A 15,537-nucleotide genomic window follows, 5' to 3' on the forward strand; every position below is an offset into this window, starting at 1 on the left:
TTTTTATACTTTAAAGACGTCCATGAACCCTAGCTATTAAATATTGACATCAAAGAACATTGAGTGGAAAGAGGATGGGAGAATGACGAGATCCTAGCGACATGGGTTTACCAAAAAGAGATCAGCAAAATGTATGCAGACGACGATTTCGAATTTCAACGCAACAGTTGATTTTATCCCTTCAAGTTTATCAATCATCATTGGTTTATTGATGAAAGTCTTTCAAAGCATAGATGCTTAATCTTAAATGGATTATTGAACAGGGTATTTAGCACACAGCTGGAGTCAATAAAATTTCACCAGCACGCCAAACAAACCACTCGTAGAGTACATATGTCGTCATGCATTGGAAATTCTTCACAATTTGACACCATATTGACACCAACACAAACCCAATAAAAAAAGCCGCAGGGCAATGCGACTTAAATCTTTGAATCTGTGTGATAAATTGGTGGAGGTAAGCGGGATCGAACCGCTGACCTCTTGCATGCCATGCAAGCGCTCTACCAACTGAGCTATACCCCCATAATTGCCTTGCTTTTTTAGCAGACAGGCTGGGCATTCTACCTGAATTAAAAATTTTTGCAAGCCTATTACATCGACTTGCTAAATTTATCCACTGTTGCTGATTCTAAAATCTTTCCCGTAGCGCGAAAAAAAATTTAATGTAAATGATGAGTGGTCGCTGCGACTAATTGAATTTATACTTACGCTTTTCTAATATACATCTAGTCTGCAAGCAAGGAACATTTATGCCGCGTACTAAACGACGGAAGTTACCTTTTATAATTATTGCAATGGTATTACTTCTGATTATGGTATGGACAGCTTTATTATTTATGCCTCGCAGTATCAAGCCATACCGGCTTAAAGTACCGGCTGGTTACGGCATCAGTGGCGTGAGTCGAACTTTGGCGGCGGATAACATCATTTATAACCGCTGGGTATTTGTGGGAACAGCCTATATGCTGGGCATGAGTGATAAAATTCACCGCGGAAACTACCGCTTGCCGAGCTCTTTATCCAGCTGGGATATACTCCAGCGTCTGCGCGAGGGAAAGCCGGACAGTATCAGTATTCAAGTGATCGAAGGCTATACGTTTGCTCAGATGCGCAAAATTGTGAACAGTACGCCTGATATCGAACACATCACGCGGGATTGGTCAGACAAACAATTATTACAAGCCATCGCTGCCGATACGCCTTATACCAACCCAGAGGGTTTATTCTTTCCGGCAACTTACGACATCAGTGCTGAAAGCAGTGATTTAAACTTTTATAAACAAGCCTATCAAACCATGCAAAATCAGTTACAAACTGCATGGGATCAGCGCCAAAAAAATCTACCCTATCAATCTCCTTATGAACTGCTCATTATGGCTAGTCTGATTGAAAAAGAAACAGGTCACGTTGAGGACCGAACCAATGTATCTGCAGTATTTGTCAATCGACTAAGAATAAACATGCGTTTGCAAACCGACCCTACGGTTATCTATGGCATGGGTAGCGCCTATCAAGGCAAAATCAGCAAAGCTGATCTGCGGCGTGATACCCCGTATAATACCTATACTCGAAATGGCTTACCGCCAACTCCTATTGCTCTACCCGGCAAGGCTGCCTTACAAGCCGCGGCTCATCCGGCCAGTAACAGTTACCTTTATTTTGTAGCCCGAAATGACGGTAGCGGTCGCAGCCAGTTTAGTCAGAACTTACAGGAACACAATGCTGCGGTACGCCAGTATATATTGAAAAAATAATCCGATTTTAAAGTTGTTTATATCGTCATGAAAGCAAAATTTATCACCTTAGATGGCATTGATGGTGCCGGCAAATCCACTAATCTGAACACCATTCGTCTATGGTTTGAACAACATCAGTTGCCGGTTTTATTCACCCGCGAACCCGGTGGTACGGCAGTAGGTGAAGCTTTACGCCAGATACTGCTTGATCCTCACACCGAAGTGAATGCCCGTACAGAAACATTGTTGATGTTTGCTGCGCGTCAGCAACATCTGGATAGTGTGATTAAACCAGCACTGGCTGCCGGAACACATGTTGTCAGTGACCGTTTTACTGATGCCACTTTTGCCTATCAGGGTGGCGGTAGAGATATTCCATTGAGCGACATAGCTGTGTTGGAAAATTGGGTGCAACAAGGGCTGCATCCTGACTTAACTTTATTGCTCGACATCCCATTGACGGTTGCACAACAGCGCTTAGCCCAGAATGAACATCCAGACCGGTTTGAACAGCTTGATAATGATTTCTTTGAACGCACACGACAAACTTATCTGAATCGTGCGGCATCAGCTCCAGAACGTTATCGCGTTATTCAAAGTGATCAACCATTAACCGATGTTGCCGCTCAGATCAGTCATTCTTTAAGCCAACTTTTTGGATACCATTCATGATTTATCCATGGCTAACCCCTATCTGGCAACAAATCGATCGCTACTGGCAGCAACAGCCACATGCCTGGCTGCTGTATGGTCCGCCAGGTATCGGCAAGCTGGCTTTTGCCGAGCACTTGGCTCAAGCTTTATTATGTGAATCGCTTCAGTCTGGGCATCAGCCTTGTGGTCACTGCCCTTCTTGTCACTTGTTCAATCAACATAGCCATCCAGATTTTTTACTCGTAAGTCCGGAAGAAGCGGATGAAAGCAAAAGCGAACGTAAGCTGGCGTTAATCAAGGTTGAGACGGTGCGTAAAGTACTTGATTTTGCCCATCTGAGTGCCCATCGAGGTGGCCGACGCGTTGCTTTAATTTATCCTGCGGAAAGTATGAATACGCAGGCAGCCAATGCTTTATTAAAGATATTGGAAGAACCCCCTGCTGGCATGACCTTCATTCTGGTCAGCCATCATAAAGATCGCTTATTACCCACTATTAAAAGTCGCTGTCGCCAAGTGGCACTACTTAAACCCAATCACCAACAGGCGTTAGCCTATGTTGAACAGCACCATGGCGATCAGGCTGCGGATCTACTTGCTTTTCATGGTGGGGCTCCGTTATTTGAGGAAGAAACAGCGCATAACCAACTGCGACAGGAGTTACTACCGTTACTGGCCAAACCACGGTTATTGGCTTTAATGGATTATGCCGCCTCATTTGATAAGCAGAAGCTGGCGTTGGCTACCTTTTTAGACTGGATGAGCAAATGGCTAATAGATATGACATTAGCGCAACAAAAAATTCCAGTAAAGTTTTACCCTCAATGGCAACAAACCTTGGCTGAAATCAGCGCGTCGCTGGATCCGTTGGCACTGTTTGCATTAATTGATAAACTAACCGCCTTGACCCCTTACGGTAGACATACCCTCAATGTTAAAATGCAGCTAGAAGATTTATTTATTGACTATCTGCAATTGTGGCAACACCATAACAACCAATAAAGAAAGAAATTCATGGCTGAAACACCTAATAACATTCCGGGCAAAATGCTCAATTTAATTATTCCTGATAAACCAGCACTTTATCGCAGCTACATGGGCTTTCTGCAACATGGTGGACTGTTTGCCCCAACCAATGATAAATTTCAAATGGGTGATGAGGTTTTATTGGCCGCCAATTTACCAGAATTTAACGAACCTAAATTCCTGCGTACCAATGTTGTCTGGATCAACTCTGCACCCACATCCACCGGTCAGCCAAAAGGTGTTGGATTGGCTTTCGGAAAGGATGAAGAAAGTGTCGCCATCAAACAGGCGATAGAGGAGCTTTTACCCGGTTTACTTTTGAGCGAACGTACCACCTATACTCTTTAATCATGCTGATTGATTCCCATTGCCATCTGAATATGCCTGAACTGGCTGGACGCTTATCTGACATTTTGGCGCATATGTCTCAGGCGGATATCGGACAGGCTATCGCGATCAGCGTCGACCGTGACAGTGCTGCTGAAGTGCTAAAATTAGCTGAGCAGCATCCCAACCTGTATGCCAGCGTCGGCATTCATCCTGAAAATCCAGACACTGCAGAAATGAGTGTGGATGAACTGATCGAAGCATCACAACATCCTAAAGTGGTGGGTATCGGTGAAACCGGTCTTGACTATCATTGGTGCAGTGGTGATCTGGCTTGGCAGCATGCACGTTTTACCACCCACATACTGGCTTCTAATCACACCGGTTTGCCTTTGATTATCCATACTCGTGATGCCGGTCATGATACTTTGCGCCTGTTACGGGAAAATCATGCACAGCAAGGCGTCATTCATTGCTTTACCGAAGATAAAGCCTTTGCCAAAGCGGTACTTGATCTAGGCTTTTACATCTCCTTTTCCGGTATTGTCACCTTCAAGAATGCTCAGCAGATACAAGAAGCCTGCAAATACGTTCCTTTAGACCGCCTACTGGTCGAGACTGATGCCCCTTATCTGGCGCCGGTACCAAAACGAGGCAAACAAAATGAGCCAGCTTATGTCCGTTATACCGCCGAATTTGTTGCCCAACTGCGTGGCGACAGTATGGCTACAATAGAAGAAGCCACGACTGCCAATACCTATCGCCTATTCAGCAAACTTCCAGTGCTGATCAGCCAATCATGACGCAAATTACCTTGACTGTACTCGGCTGTGGCAGCTCATCTGGCGCACCAGTAATCGGTTGTCATTGCTCTACTTGTAGCAACCATGACCCCAAAAATCGGCGCACACGTTGCAGTGCGCATATCCAAATTGGTGCAGAGCATTGGCAGATTGATACCGGCACGGATTTTTATCATCAGGCTTTACACCATCAACTACCTCGCATCGATGGGGTGCTTTACACCCATGCTCATGCTGACCATTTAAACGGCATTGATGATTTACGCGCATTTTGTTATCAACAGCAGGCTGCCATCCCGATTTATGGACATCATCAAACCATTAACAATATATGTACACGTTTTGACTACGCATTTTTGCCCCAGAATAGTCACTGGAATCGACCGGTATTAACTGCACAGGAATTACCGCTTAATCAGGGTGAATGCAGTGTGCTCAATATTGAAGATGTTCCAGTGTGGCATTTTACCGTTCCGCATGGTAACTGGATGAGTAGTGCCTATCGCATTGGCAACATCGCTTGGTTTACCGACCTCAATCATATCGACGAAACCATTTTTCCGCATTTACACGGTCTAGACTACTTGTTTCTCGACTGTCTGATGGACACGCCCTATCCAAGCCATCTCAGTACTGAACAAGCTTTTCATTACGCCGAACGCATACAAGCAAAACAGACCTATTTTATTCACATGACCCATATGCAGGAATATCATCACCTAAAGCAGCGCTGCCCTAAAAACTGTGAGCCGGCTTATGATGGATTAGTAGTACAAAGTAATTATGAGTTAGCCTAGCCATTTACCCAAGATAAAGCGGGCCTAATCATTGATGGCACTCACAATTTGCTCAGCAGAAGCTTAAATTAATATTTTTAAAATAATAAAATAAATAAACGTTAAATCAGACTTAATTTTGTATGCATGAGTGTTTAAACATTTTTTCAATGATTCAAGTTTTAAAATTAGTGCTGCTATTGAGCATTCTTAATTATTTTTTTATGTTCCATAAAAACACTATAATTCTGCATATTCAGCATAATCATCAACTACTGCATCAGTCATCCTATCCAAATGTTTCTGTTTGCTTAACTCTTTCAAATGGTTTAGTAAAATTTATAATTTTATTAAAATATATATAAAAACCATACTTAATAGAATATTAACTAAAAACATCAATAAATGATATTTTAAAGTAATCTTTATTTTAAATATAAAAGCTATTAATTGAACAATTATCCAGGAACTTATCCCTGCCATAATAGGATATAGATTTAAAGCAATCCATTCTCCGGAAGGAAATCCACCCAAATATAACATAAACAGCATAAAGGAAATGATCAGGATAATTAACAGTTCTAATAAATTCCTCTTGGTAAGTAGATAAAAAAAAGCTTTCATAAATTAAATTCGCTGGTAAATGATATTTTTGTTATAAAGATTTATAGCCTATAAAAAGTTGTCAAATAAACTAAGTAATGAAATATCCTAATTATATTGTTAAAGTCCAGATAATCTAAACCAAAATGATCATGCATTTGAAATCATAATTTTCCATGAAGTTCATAAGTAATTAAATTATATTTTGTCAGAAATATAACTTTAGCTTTCTGATAAAGTACCTTTATCTAGAAGAGAAAAAACCGCTGTGCGGATTTCATGAAATACTGTTTCCTGACAGCCAGACACTTAGCCCCATACAAGCACCTATCTGCGCCAGTAATGCCTGCATTTTAATCGACTCACGGACTTTCTGTGTTTGAAGTTGCTCATTAGCTGTTAAAGTTTCATCGACATTGTCAGGTATTGAAACTTCAACGACTTTATCAATCCGATTAACCGTATGCGTTTTTAGTTTTTTCTGCTCCTTTTCATTTAAAGGATAACTCACACAATGTTTTGATAGTTTTAATAAAGCATCTGCTAGGAATAGACCATCTTTATGATTAAACTTATTCAAACCTTGACGTAACATGCCTGTCCAACCCTGTTCATTTTTATTCAATGATTGGGTAAACGAAAGATGTTGCCAAATTTTCATCACGATGAATAGGCAGTGCTTCAGTTAAAGGCAACCATACCTTAGCCTGAACGCTGAAGCGCACTATATAGGGATCATCGTTTTCCACAAAAATGGGTTTGTTATCCAAAAATGAATTATCGATGATTTTAAGTAGGCCACATCAGCGAGATAGACGAGTAATATAGCAAATCAGCATATCATCTGCTTTGAGCCGTTTTGCTGCTCTTTCTTGTCGAATTGGGAACGCAGGAATTGTTCTATCTGAATGAGAAAAAGCCTGATATGTTTCTGTTGTAAAAAGATTGAGATAGAAAGCCATACGTTTTATTTTTCTGAAGAAAAAAGTGTATCAAGTTGCCATTTGAAGATATCCATAAACCCTCTTCCATCTCCTTAGTCGCCTTTAAACCTAATTCAACACTGAAGTATTTTGATGAAGATTTTTTGGGCAAAGTTGAATTATGCTTTTATTATAAAATATATTTTTTAAATTAACATTTGTTTGGTAAACAAGACTGTTACAAAATTGTTATCATCTTTATTTATGACAGATGACTTACAATATTTAATAAAAGTCGTTGCAAATTTTCCGCACTCATTCCCACAGCACGCACACATAAAGCACCATCGGCAGCTTGAGTAATCCCCCACAGGCAAGCCTTGTTTTCAAAAGGCCAGTTTGGCAACAAGGCAGTGTATATCTGGTTAATGAGTTGCTGTATTTCTGCTTTGCTGGCGCCGGTATTCACATAATACAGACTGGCCTGATGGGTGTAGTGCTCCATCTGCCCTAATACATTCAGCGGTTGTAACGACGGCTGCCAGTAAATAGTGTCACGGAGCAGTGGCTGTTGCTGATAATCAAGGGTTAATGTTGACGATAAGTAATGAAAGTCCCATCGTTCTTGATTCAGTACGCGACCGCAGGCGATGATTTCGCCCAAAATTAGCTGGCAGTTATCCGCCAGATTGATATGCATAGTTTGGGTTAAGGCAGCATCGCGATGTAAAACTAATGGATGAGGCAGATAACACAGGCGGCTGTGTTCATGCAGGCAGATATGTGTATGTTGCTGCGCTTCAGTTGCGGCCGGCATAGATTGCACGCGGGTGAAGGCTTGCGTAAACAAGTATAACTGAGTTTGCTGTGCCAACTCGATGGCAATATCTATGTGATCTCCCGCCAACAAACCAGGTGAGGAACTCATCTGAATCGCCGGCAATGCCTGCGGCCACACTGGTGTTGTCATGCGCGGCAAGGTCAGGATTTTCAGAGGCGGGGTGTAAAAACAGCTGGCTAAGATAGTCTGTCCGCTCTGATTAAGCTGAGTAGTAAGCTGTAATTGGCTATGCATCAACGGATAAGGCCTATTGGTTCGAGCACATTTTCCAGTAAGGCGTATTTTCTGATCCATTCGATTACGGTTGCTACTCCTTCTTCAGCCATCAGATTGGTAAAAACAAAGGGTTGTCCTTGCCGCATCCGCTGCGCATCAAGCTGCATGACTTCAAGGCTGGCACCAACATATGGAGCTAAATCGGTTTTATTAATCACCAGTAAATCAGAACGGGTAATCCCTGGACCACCCTTACGCGGAATTTTTTCGCCTTGAGCCACATCGATAACGAACAGCGTTACGTCGGCTAAATCTGGGCTAAAGGTGGCAGCAAGATTATCGCCACCACTTTCGATAAAGACAATCTGGACGTCCGGAAACCGCGCGATCATTTCATCTACTGCCTCCAGATTCATGCTGGCGTCTTCGCGGATGGCGGTATGTGGGCAACCACCGGTTTCCACTCCCATAATGCGCTCAGGTGGCAGCAAACTATTTTTAGTCAGAAATTCTGCATCTTCCTGTGTATAGATATCGTTGGTAATCACAGCAATGCTGTAGTGCTGAGCCATTTGGCGGGTAAGCTTTTCAATCAGGGCAGTTTTACCGGAACCTACCGGACCGGCGACGCCGATTTTAATGTATTGACGCATGGTATTTCCCATGAAGCTGTGCACTTAGGCAATCAGCTACAGATTTAGGTTTTTTTAAATCCAAATATACGGTGGAATCTAATCGCTGTTGGTAAATGTTAATAAAAACTTATTGCCCGTTTTGGAGTAGAAAATTTGATTCAGTAAATCGTTCAGGCAGTCAACAACATGCCCAGACCAATCAGACCAATTAAGCTACCTGATAAACGTAATAACCATTGCTGTTTGTTCATCATTGTGCCCAAAATAAAACCAGAAGCATGCAGCGCAATGGTAGCCAAAATAAAGCCAAATGCATAACTAAATGCACCATGTGCCCCCATTTCTGCGCCATGTGCTTCGCCATGAAACCATGCAAACAGTCCGACCAAAATCATAGAAGCAGACACCGGTACTTTTTTTAGCCATGCGGCAGCCAATCCTAATACCAGAACCGAAGCAGCTATTCCCTGTTCCATCATCGGTATCTCTATCCCTTGGGAGCCAGCGATAAAGCCGACAATCATTACAGCAACAAAGGTTACTGGGATCAGCCAACGCGCTTTACCTTGAAAAGTGGCGGCCCACAACCCAACCGCCAGCATCGCCAGCAGATGATCCCAGCCACTGAGCGGATGTAGAATTCCTGCTAACCAGCCTTCGGATAAATGACCGGGATGGGCAAAAGCCAATGCTGGGGTAAATAAGGATAGAGCTAATATTTTTTTCATGGCATTCTCCATAATGATGAATCTAACTCATATACAAACGAGTATATAATCGTTCATGTTGCATGGCTCTAATATCGGTAGCCAGCGTGGTTGCTCCCAAATGTTTTTGAGATGGCTGCAAACTGGCTGCAACGGTGTGAGCTATTGTGGCATGCAGTTCGATCAAAATTTCCTGCCCAGCCATCTGGCTGAGAGGAATCAATTTGACACCATTGGTAATCAAGCCGACAACGGCATTGTAATAATATGCCTGTAGAGTAGCAGCTTTATCCAACTGCAACGCAGCTGCCAACAAACCAAACACCAACGGATAAAATCCCCGTACCCTTCGCGCCGTCAACTCAGCCTGAAAGCCTGTGACGATGGGCGTATGGATATGTGGAGCGAAAATTTTTAACAAGCGTACCCCAAGCTTGTAACTACATTCGCGCAACTCTCGCGCCGTTTTGGCTGCCCCAATCTGTTGATCCAAGAGAATCAATGCAGGTAAATTCTGGGCGCAACTGGCGTTGTAGGCCAGTGATACGTAGGCTCCATCATTATGGAGCCAATTTTGTTGCAACTGGGTATGAACAAATTCTTTCAGGCTAGCTGCATCAGAGATGCAACCTTGCTGTACAAAGGTTTCCAATCCACCAGAATGGTTAAACCCCCCAATGGGTAAAGTAGGATCAGCCAGTTGCAGTAATAAGCCATTACGCGTTAAAGAATGTATATCAATCGACCTATCGGAAGCAGTCATATCGTTACATATCAATGATGGTGATGATCGGACGAAGCATGGGCATGGCTGTGGGCGTGCCCGCCTCCGACACCCGGAGCAGAGTTGGCGCGTAATTGCTCACTTAATCGGCGTTGCTGGCGTACTGGGGCAAAACCGGCTGCCTGTAACCATTCAAATAATGGTTTATCAAACGGCAGCAATAATTCATTGCCATCTAAAAATAAAGGGGTATGTTTATTACCGATTTCATAGCAGGCACGTGCCATCTCAGGCAAAGTCTGTGGTGCCAGCACCATTACTTCACTTGGCTCGATCTGCACCACAATCGCCAGTTGTGTATCCAGATAAACCACATCATCATGATGCAAACGCTGTCCTTCTTTCAACAAACGAAAAGCGATATCCCGTCCTGCGGCTGTGGTTGTGCGGATAATACGCCGGTCTGCTTCAAACCATTGCAAGCTAACGGTATCTATATTTTGTGTATGCAAGCGCTGTTGTTGCTTAAGCGATTGCTGGTTGCCAATGATGGTTTGGATGATCAAATTCATTTTTGTTTATTCATTCATTTTTAAAACAGAAAATACCTTTGCGCTAAAGGGACTTCTTCAGTGGGTTCGCAGGTAATATGTTCACCATTAACCCGCACTGCATAAGTTTCCGGATTAACATCGATTTCTGGCATGCTATGATTGTGAATCAAGTCTTTTTTGCCAATGTTACGACAGTTGTGCACCGGTAAAGTTTGTTTACCTAAGCCATACTGGTTGCGGATATCATTTTCCACGCTTGTTTGCGAAACAAACAGTACGGCTGTATCTTGCACCGCGCGACCCAACGCACCAAACATAGGACGGTAGATTACCGGCTGCGGTGTCGGGATAGAAGCATTTGGGTCACCCATTCGTGCAAAGCTAATGGCCCCACCTTTAATGATGATTTCTGGTTTTACTCCGAAAAACGCTGGCTTCCACAAGACAATATCAGCCAATTTACCTGCTTCAATTGAACCAACATAGTCACTAATACCTTGAGCAATCGCTGGATTGATGGTGTATTTAGCCAGATAGCGTTTGATGCGAAAATTATCGTTGGCACCCGTTTCTTCAGCCAGACGCCCACGCTGCCGCTTCATTTTGTCTGCGGTCTGCCAGGTACGTAAAATCACCTCTGCTACCCGTCCCATCGCCTGTGAATCTGAACTCATGATTGAAAAGACCCCCATATCATGCAGGATATCTTCAGCAGCAATGGTTTCAGGACGAATACGTGAATCGGCAAAGGCCACATCTTCGGCAACGTTTTTATCCAAATGATGACACACCATCAGCATATCCAGATGTTCATCAATGGTATTGACCGTAAAGGGACGAGTCGGATTGGTGGAAGCTGGTAAAACATTCGGGTACATAGCTGCTTTGATAATATCAGGCGCGTGACCACCCCCAGCTCCTTCAGTGTGGAAGGTATGGATTACTCTGCCATCAATGGCTTGCATGGTGTCTTCTAGAAATCCACCTTCATTTAGGGTATCGGTATGGATCGCCACCTGCACATCCATTTCATCTGCAACTTGTAATGATGCATCAATGACCGCAGCTGTAGCCCCCCAGTCTTCATGAATTTTTAAGCCCAATGCCCCAGCAGCAATCTGCTCGCGCAAGGGTTCAAGACTGGCGCAATTGCCTTTTCCGAAAAAGCCAAGGTTGACTGGAGCCTGTTCGGCAGCTTGCAACATTTTTTCAATATGCCATGCCCCCGGTGTCACCGTGGTAGCATTAGTGCCGTCCGCAGGTCCTGTACCGCCACCAATCATCGTTGTAATACCGGATTCAATGGCATGGGTAATTTGCTGGGGTGAAATAAAGTGAATATGGGTATCAATTCCACCAGCAGTAGCAATCAAATTGGCTCCATTATGCACTTCAGTGGATGCACCAATAATCATATTCGGACTGACACCATCCATGGTATCAGGATTACCAGCCTGCCCCACCCCGACGATTTTGCCATCACGTATACCAATATCAGCTTTGACAATGCCCCAGTAATCGATGATCAGTACATTGGTGATCACTAAATCGAGCACATTGGGATTGTTGCGCGGCGCAGTTGCTGATTGTGCCATGCCATCCCGAATAGATTTACCACCGCCAAACTTACCCTCATCTCCATACGTGAGTAAATCACATTCAACTTCGGCCAATAACTCAGTATCGCCTAAGCGAACTTTGTCTCCGATAGTGGGACCGTAATTGGCAACATACTGTTGACGGGAAATGTTTAAGCTCATGTCATTATTCTCTATTTCATGCTTTTTCAATATTTATTTTCTATATTGACAAAGATTCAATCAAAACAGCTATACGTTTATGTCTACTTGCGAGGGCTTACTTACAATTTAAAACCAACCTCAATCAGAGCTAATTTTGCCATTCACGGCGTTATGAAAACCAAATATCATTCTTCGACCACCAAACTCTGTTAGTTCCACCGTTTTGGCTTCCCCCGGTTCAAAACGCACTGCATTACCAGAGGGTATGTTTAGTCGCATGCCTTTAGTCTGCTCGCGAGCAAATTTTAATGCAGCGTTGCTTTCATAAAAGTGATAGTGTGAACCAACTTGGATCGGACGGTCGCCACTGTTAACCACAGTGATTGATAGCGTACGGCGATTTTGGTTAGCCACAATATCTGTATCTGCCAGAATATATTCTCCGGGAATCATAAAAATGTCCTGTTACTCTACCAATATGACCGATTAATTTTGCCAGGTTAGTCGGTATGAATTTACCCTAAAAAACTGAAATACACTTATCGCATGCTTAACGAATAGGTTGATGCACCGTCACCAGCTTGGTGCCATCAGGAAATGTGGCTTCAATCTGTACCTCCTGCACCATTTCAGCTACGCCATCCATAACATCTTCTCGAGTTAATAAAGTCGCGCCCAATTGCATCAGTTCGGCAACACGCTTGCCATCTCTTGCCGCTTCCTGCAACTGACTGCTGATATAAGCAATGGCCTCTGGATAATTGAGTCGTAGCCCGCGAGCACGCCGTTTGGCGGCAAGTTCGCCGGCCAAAAACAACATCAGTTTTTCCTGTTCACGACTGGTTAAATGCATAATATTCTCAGTGAAATAATAAATTAATCAAAATATTCAAACTAAATTGAAATCTTTTTTGCTTGTCACTCATGCATTGGTATAGATCACACCTTTCATGCAATTCTGGGTCATGAAGTCTGCCATATACCTGCCTATCTTCAGGCTCCAGCATTGCTACATCTTTGCCATCATCAGACAGCTTGTCTTCTTGTGCCTAACCCTTCAGAAAATTAAATGCTTCCCCTTTACGTTGGTGTTTTTAGACATATACCCCCAAACAAAAAAATTTTAATTTGTAAAATATCTTTGATATAAAATAGGCTTTTTGTTTATAAAAATCAAGATTTTTAAAATAAAAAACCTGTTACGTTCTCAGCAAACTAAAACGTAACAGGCTTTATTCTTTACTTCATTGAAGTGACAAATCGGTTAAATCACCCCTTGGGCTTTGATGCGTGGACCTTCTTCGAGTTTATTTAAGGCGGATAAATAGGCTTTGGCACTGGCAACAATAATATCGGTATCGGCGCCCTGCCCACTGACAATATATTCACCTCGCGCCAATCTTACTGTGACTTCACCCTGACTTTCTGTTCCAGCCGTGATCGCATTCACAGAATACAGTTGTAAAGCAGCCCCACTTTTGACTTCGGTTTCAATGGCTTTAAAGACCGCATCGACAGGACCCGTCCCATGACTATTGGCACGTTTTTCATTGCCATCTGTGTTGAACACAATCTCAGCCGTCGGCTCTTCGCCGGTTTCGCTGTGTATGCATAATGAGACGTATTTATAGCGATCAGGTGCACGGCTAACCAGCTCATCTGAAACCAGCGCATGCAAATCTTCATCGAAAATCTCGCGTTTTTTATCTGCCAGCTCTTTAAAACGGGCAAATGCGGCGTTCAAGGCTTCTTCACTTTCCAGCTCAATGCCCAACTCTTGTAGTTTGGTTCGGAAAGCATTGCGACCAGAAAGTTTACCTAAAGTCAGGCGATTATTACTCCAGCCCACCGATTCGGCTGACATAATTTCATAAGTTTCGCGGCATTTCAAAACGCCGTCTTGGTGGATGCCTGATTCATGCGCAAAAGCATTGGCGCCGACGATAGCTTTATTGGGCTGCACCGGATAGCCAGTGATGGTTGAAACCATCTTGGATGTTGGAACGATCTGAGTTGTATCGATATGGGTTTCCAGATTAAACACATCTTGGCGGGTTTTCAATGCCATCACCACTTCTTCGAGACTGGCATTACCAGCACGTTCGCCTAAGCCATTAATGGTACATTCTACTTGTCTGGCTCCCCCAATTACCGCCGCCAGTGAATTGCTGACGGCCAAACCAAGGTCATTATGACAATGTGCCGACCAGATCACTTTTTCACTTCCTGGTGTTTTGTGGATCAGTTCACGGAAAAAAGCTTCTGTTTGAAACGGAATGGCATAACCAACTGTATCGGGAATATTGATGGTTGTGGCACCCGCTTCAATCACGGCCTGACAAATTTCGGCCAAAAAATGAATATCACTGCGCAATGCATCTTCACAGGAAAATTCCACATCATCAGTATATTCTCGGGCTATTTTAACAGCTTTTACTGCTGCTTCTTTTACTTCATGTGGTTTCATCCGCAGTTTATGTTCCATGTGCAGCGGACTGGTGGCAATAAACGTATGGATACGTTTATGTTTGGCCGGTGCAATGGCTTCACCTGCTTTGCGCACATCCCGCTCATTAGCCCGAGAAAGCGAACAAACCGTTGCATGCTGAATCACTTCTGCAATGCTATGAATAGCATCAAAGTCTCCAGGACTGGCGGCCGCGAATCCTGCCTCAATGACATCCACCCCAAGTTTTTCAAGCTGGCGTGCAATGCGGATTTTTTCTTCTTTGGTCATGGCTGCGCCCGGAGATTGTTCCCCATCACGCAAGGTGGTATCAAATATAATGACTCGATTATTGGTCATATTCATTGTATATTTCTCCGCACTGTGGTGGTTGTGTCGCATAAACATATTGATATCAATCGGCTTGCCTTGTTTTTCGGCCATTAAAATGATTTTTTGTAGCTGATTCAAAGGCAGAGAACCACGCTTGCGCCACTTGTAGATGGCTGCAGCAGATACTGCATTTTCTGGGTAATATTTCTGCAGCGCTTCGGCTAAAGCATTGACGCCACTAAAATAGGCAATTAAGCGATCAATATTCAGTTGCATAACAGACTTTTTGTCCAATTCACTCATATCATTATGCTTTATATTATTCTACAAAATTAAATATACGTAAAATTAGACAGAAAGACAAGTTATATTTACAGCAATCGTCATTGATGAGTCATTATTAGACATTTTGTCAACATTACCTTGTTAACGTAGCACCGCCCATAAAACAGGCATGTTGTTAAGATGATGATGCATAAGATCAATTTC

General features: G+C 43.2%; 16 protein-coding genes and 1 tRNA gene. 6 read left to right on the forward strand and 11 right to left on the reverse strand.

The window, feature by feature from the left end; translation table 11 throughout:
• Positions 1–449: 449 nt before the first annotated feature.
• Positions 450–525, reverse strand: a tRNA-Ala gene (locus tag J3U68_RS08390).
• 272 nt (positions 526–797) lie between these two features.
• Here J3U68_RS08390 and mltG point away from each other — a divergent pair.
• From mltG to J3U68_RS08420, 6 genes are read left to right on the forward strand one after another with little or no spacing between them, the layout of a single operon-like run.
• Positions 798–1,757 (forward strand): endolytic transglycosylase MltG, encoded by a 960-nt coding sequence (gene mltG, locus J3U68_RS08395; RefSeq protein ID WP_267376243.1) that lies wholly within the window; start codon positions 798–800, stop codon positions 1,755–1,757.
• Between the two features lie 27 nt (positions 1,758–1,784).
• Complete coding sequence (gene tmk, locus J3U68_RS08400; RefSeq protein ID WP_267376056.1) at positions 1,785–2,411, forward strand: dTMP kinase; 627 nt, start codon at positions 1,785–1,787, stop codon at positions 2,409–2,411.
• Positions 2,408–3,394 (forward strand): DNA polymerase III subunit delta', encoded by a 987-nt coding sequence (holB, locus tag J3U68_RS08405; RefSeq protein WP_267376058.1) that lies wholly within the window; start codon positions 2,408–2,410, stop codon positions 3,392–3,394. Before tmk ends, holB begins: the two co-directional genes overlap by 4 nt.
• A gap of 12 nt (positions 3,395–3,406) precedes the next feature.
• Positions 3,407–3,766 carry a PilZ domain-containing protein gene (locus J3U68_RS08410; protein WP_267376060.1) on the forward strand — a complete coding sequence of 120 codons (360 nt, stop codon included), beginning with the start codon at positions 3,407–3,409 and terminating at the stop codon, positions 3,764–3,766.
• Positions 3,766–4,548, forward strand: a complete 783-nt coding sequence (locus J3U68_RS08415) for a TatD family hydrolase (RefSeq protein WP_267376244.1) — start codon at positions 3,766–3,768, stop codon at positions 4,546–4,548. Before J3U68_RS08410 ends, J3U68_RS08415 begins: the two co-directional genes overlap by 1 nt.
• Positions 4,545–5,345: an MBL fold metallo-hydrolase gene (locus J3U68_RS08420; RefSeq protein ID WP_267376062.1), complete on the forward strand. Its 801-nt coding sequence runs from the start codon at positions 4,545–4,547 to the stop codon at positions 5,343–5,345. Before J3U68_RS08415 ends, J3U68_RS08420 begins: the two co-directional genes overlap by 4 nt.
• Before the next feature lie 859 nt (positions 5,346–6,204).
• Here the strand turns inward: J3U68_RS08420 and J3U68_RS08425 are convergent.
• From J3U68_RS08425 to J3U68_RS08470, 10 genes are all read right to left on the reverse strand, one after another.
• Complete coding sequence (locus tag J3U68_RS08425) at positions 6,205–6,591, reverse strand: hypothetical protein (protein ID WP_267376064.1); 387 nt, start codon at positions 6,589–6,591, stop codon at positions 6,205–6,207.
• 521 nt (positions 6,592–7,112) lie between these two features.
• Entirely contained in the window at positions 7,113–7,985 is an 873-nt protein-coding gene (locus J3U68_RS08430; RefSeq protein WP_267376066.1) for an urease accessory protein UreD, read from the reverse strand.
• Positions 7,925–8,560 (reverse strand): urease accessory protein UreG, encoded by a 636-nt coding sequence (ureG, locus tag J3U68_RS08435; protein ID WP_267376068.1) that lies wholly within the window; start codon positions 8,558–8,560, stop codon positions 7,925–7,927. Before ureG ends, J3U68_RS08430 begins: the two co-directional genes overlap by 61 nt.
• A 152-nt stretch (positions 8,561–8,712) precedes the next feature.
• Positions 8,713–9,270 (reverse strand): HupE/UreJ family protein, encoded by a 558-nt coding sequence (locus tag J3U68_RS08440; protein WP_267376070.1) that lies wholly within the window; start codon positions 9,268–9,270, stop codon positions 8,713–8,715.
• A gap of 22 nt (positions 9,271–9,292) precedes the next feature.
• Positions 9,293–10,012 (reverse strand): urease accessory protein UreF, encoded by a 720-nt coding sequence (locus tag J3U68_RS08445; protein ID WP_267376072.1) that lies wholly within the window; start codon positions 10,010–10,012, stop codon positions 9,293–9,295.
• Positions 10,013–10,023: 11 nt separating this feature from the next.
• Complete coding sequence (gene ureE / locus J3U68_RS08450) at positions 10,024–10,545, reverse strand: urease accessory protein UreE (RefSeq protein WP_267376074.1); 522 nt, start codon at positions 10,543–10,545, stop codon at positions 10,024–10,026.
• Positions 10,546–10,565: 20 nt separating this feature from the next.
• Positions 10,566–12,287 carry an urease subunit alpha gene (gene ureC / locus J3U68_RS08455; protein ID WP_267376075.1) on the reverse strand — a complete coding sequence of 574 codons (1,722 nt, stop codon included), beginning with the start codon at positions 12,285–12,287 and terminating at the stop codon, positions 10,566–10,568.
• A gap of 120 nt (positions 12,288–12,407) precedes the next feature.
• Positions 12,408–12,722 (reverse strand): urease subunit beta, encoded by a 315-nt coding sequence (gene ureB, locus J3U68_RS08460; RefSeq protein ID WP_267376077.1) that lies wholly within the window; start codon positions 12,720–12,722, stop codon positions 12,408–12,410.
• A 97-nt stretch (positions 12,723–12,819) separates the two neighbouring features.
• Positions 12,820–13,122, reverse strand: a complete 303-nt coding sequence (ureA, locus tag J3U68_RS08465; protein ID WP_267376079.1) for an urease subunit gamma — start codon at positions 13,120–13,122, stop codon at positions 12,820–12,822.
• Positions 13,123–13,533: 411 nt separating this feature from the next.
• Positions 13,534–15,324, reverse strand: a complete 1,791-nt coding sequence (locus J3U68_RS08470; protein WP_267376246.1) for a 2-isopropylmalate synthase — start codon at positions 15,322–15,324, stop codon at positions 13,534–13,536.
• Positions 15,325–15,537: the final 213 nt, after the last annotated feature.

The organism is Snodgrassella sp. B3882 (assembly GCF_026535915.1).
Classification (GTDB): domain Bacteria; phylum Pseudomonadota; class Gammaproteobacteria; order Burkholderiales; family Neisseriaceae; genus Snodgrassella.

What these genes read in the sequence shown, in the direction of transcription:
- holB (WP_267376058.1), top strand. Translation starts at nt 2,408, where the DNA reads ATGATTTATCCATGGCTAACCCCTATCTGGCAACAAATCGATCGCTAC.
- ureC (WP_267376075.1), bottom strand. Translation starts at nt 12,287, where the DNA reads ATGAGCTTAAACATTTCCCGTCAACAGTATGTTGCCAATTACGGTCCC.
- ureA (WP_267376079.1), bottom strand. Translation starts at nt 13,122, where the DNA reads ATGCATTTAACCAGTCGTGAACAGGAAAAACTGATGTTGTTTTTGGCC.
- J3U68_RS08470 (WP_267376246.1), bottom strand. Translation starts at nt 15,324, where the DNA reads ATGCAACTGAATATTGATCGCTTAATTGCCTATTTTAGTGGCGTCAAT.
- J3U68_RS08445 (WP_267376072.1), bottom strand. Translation starts at nt 10,012, where the DNA reads ATGACTGCTTCCGATAGGTCGATTGATATACATTCTTTAACGCGTAAT.
- ureG (WP_267376068.1), bottom strand. Translation starts at nt 8,560, where the DNA reads ATGCGTCAATACATTAAAATCGGCGTCGCCGGTCCGGTAGGTTCCGGT.
- mltG (WP_267376243.1), top strand. Translation starts at nt 798, where the DNA reads ATGGTATTACTTCTGATTATGGTATGGACAGCTTTATTATTTATGCCT.
- J3U68_RS08440 (WP_267376070.1), bottom strand. Translation starts at nt 9,270, where the DNA reads ATGAAAAAAATATTAGCTCTATCCTTATTTACCCCAGCATTGGCTTTT.
- ureE (WP_267376074.1), bottom strand. Translation starts at nt 10,545, where the DNA reads ATGAATTTGATCATCCAAACCATCATTGGCAACCAGCAATCGCTTAAG.
- J3U68_RS08420 (WP_267376062.1), top strand. Translation starts at nt 4,545, where the DNA reads ATGACGCAAATTACCTTGACTGTACTCGGCTGTGGCAGCTCATCTGGC.
- ureB (WP_267376077.1), bottom strand. Translation starts at nt 12,722, where the DNA reads ATGATTCCCGGAGAATATATTCTGGCAGATACAGATATTGTGGCTAAC.
- tmk (WP_267376056.1), top strand. Translation starts at nt 1,785, where the DNA reads ATGAAAGCAAAATTTATCACCTTAGATGGCATTGATGGTGCCGGCAAA.
- J3U68_RS08430 (WP_267376066.1), bottom strand. Translation starts at nt 7,985, where the DNA reads ATGGATCAGAAAATACGCCTTACTGGAAAATGTGCTCGAACCAATAGG.
- J3U68_RS08410 (WP_267376060.1), top strand. Translation starts at nt 3,407, where the DNA reads ATGGCTGAAACACCTAATAACATTCCGGGCAAAATGCTCAATTTAATT.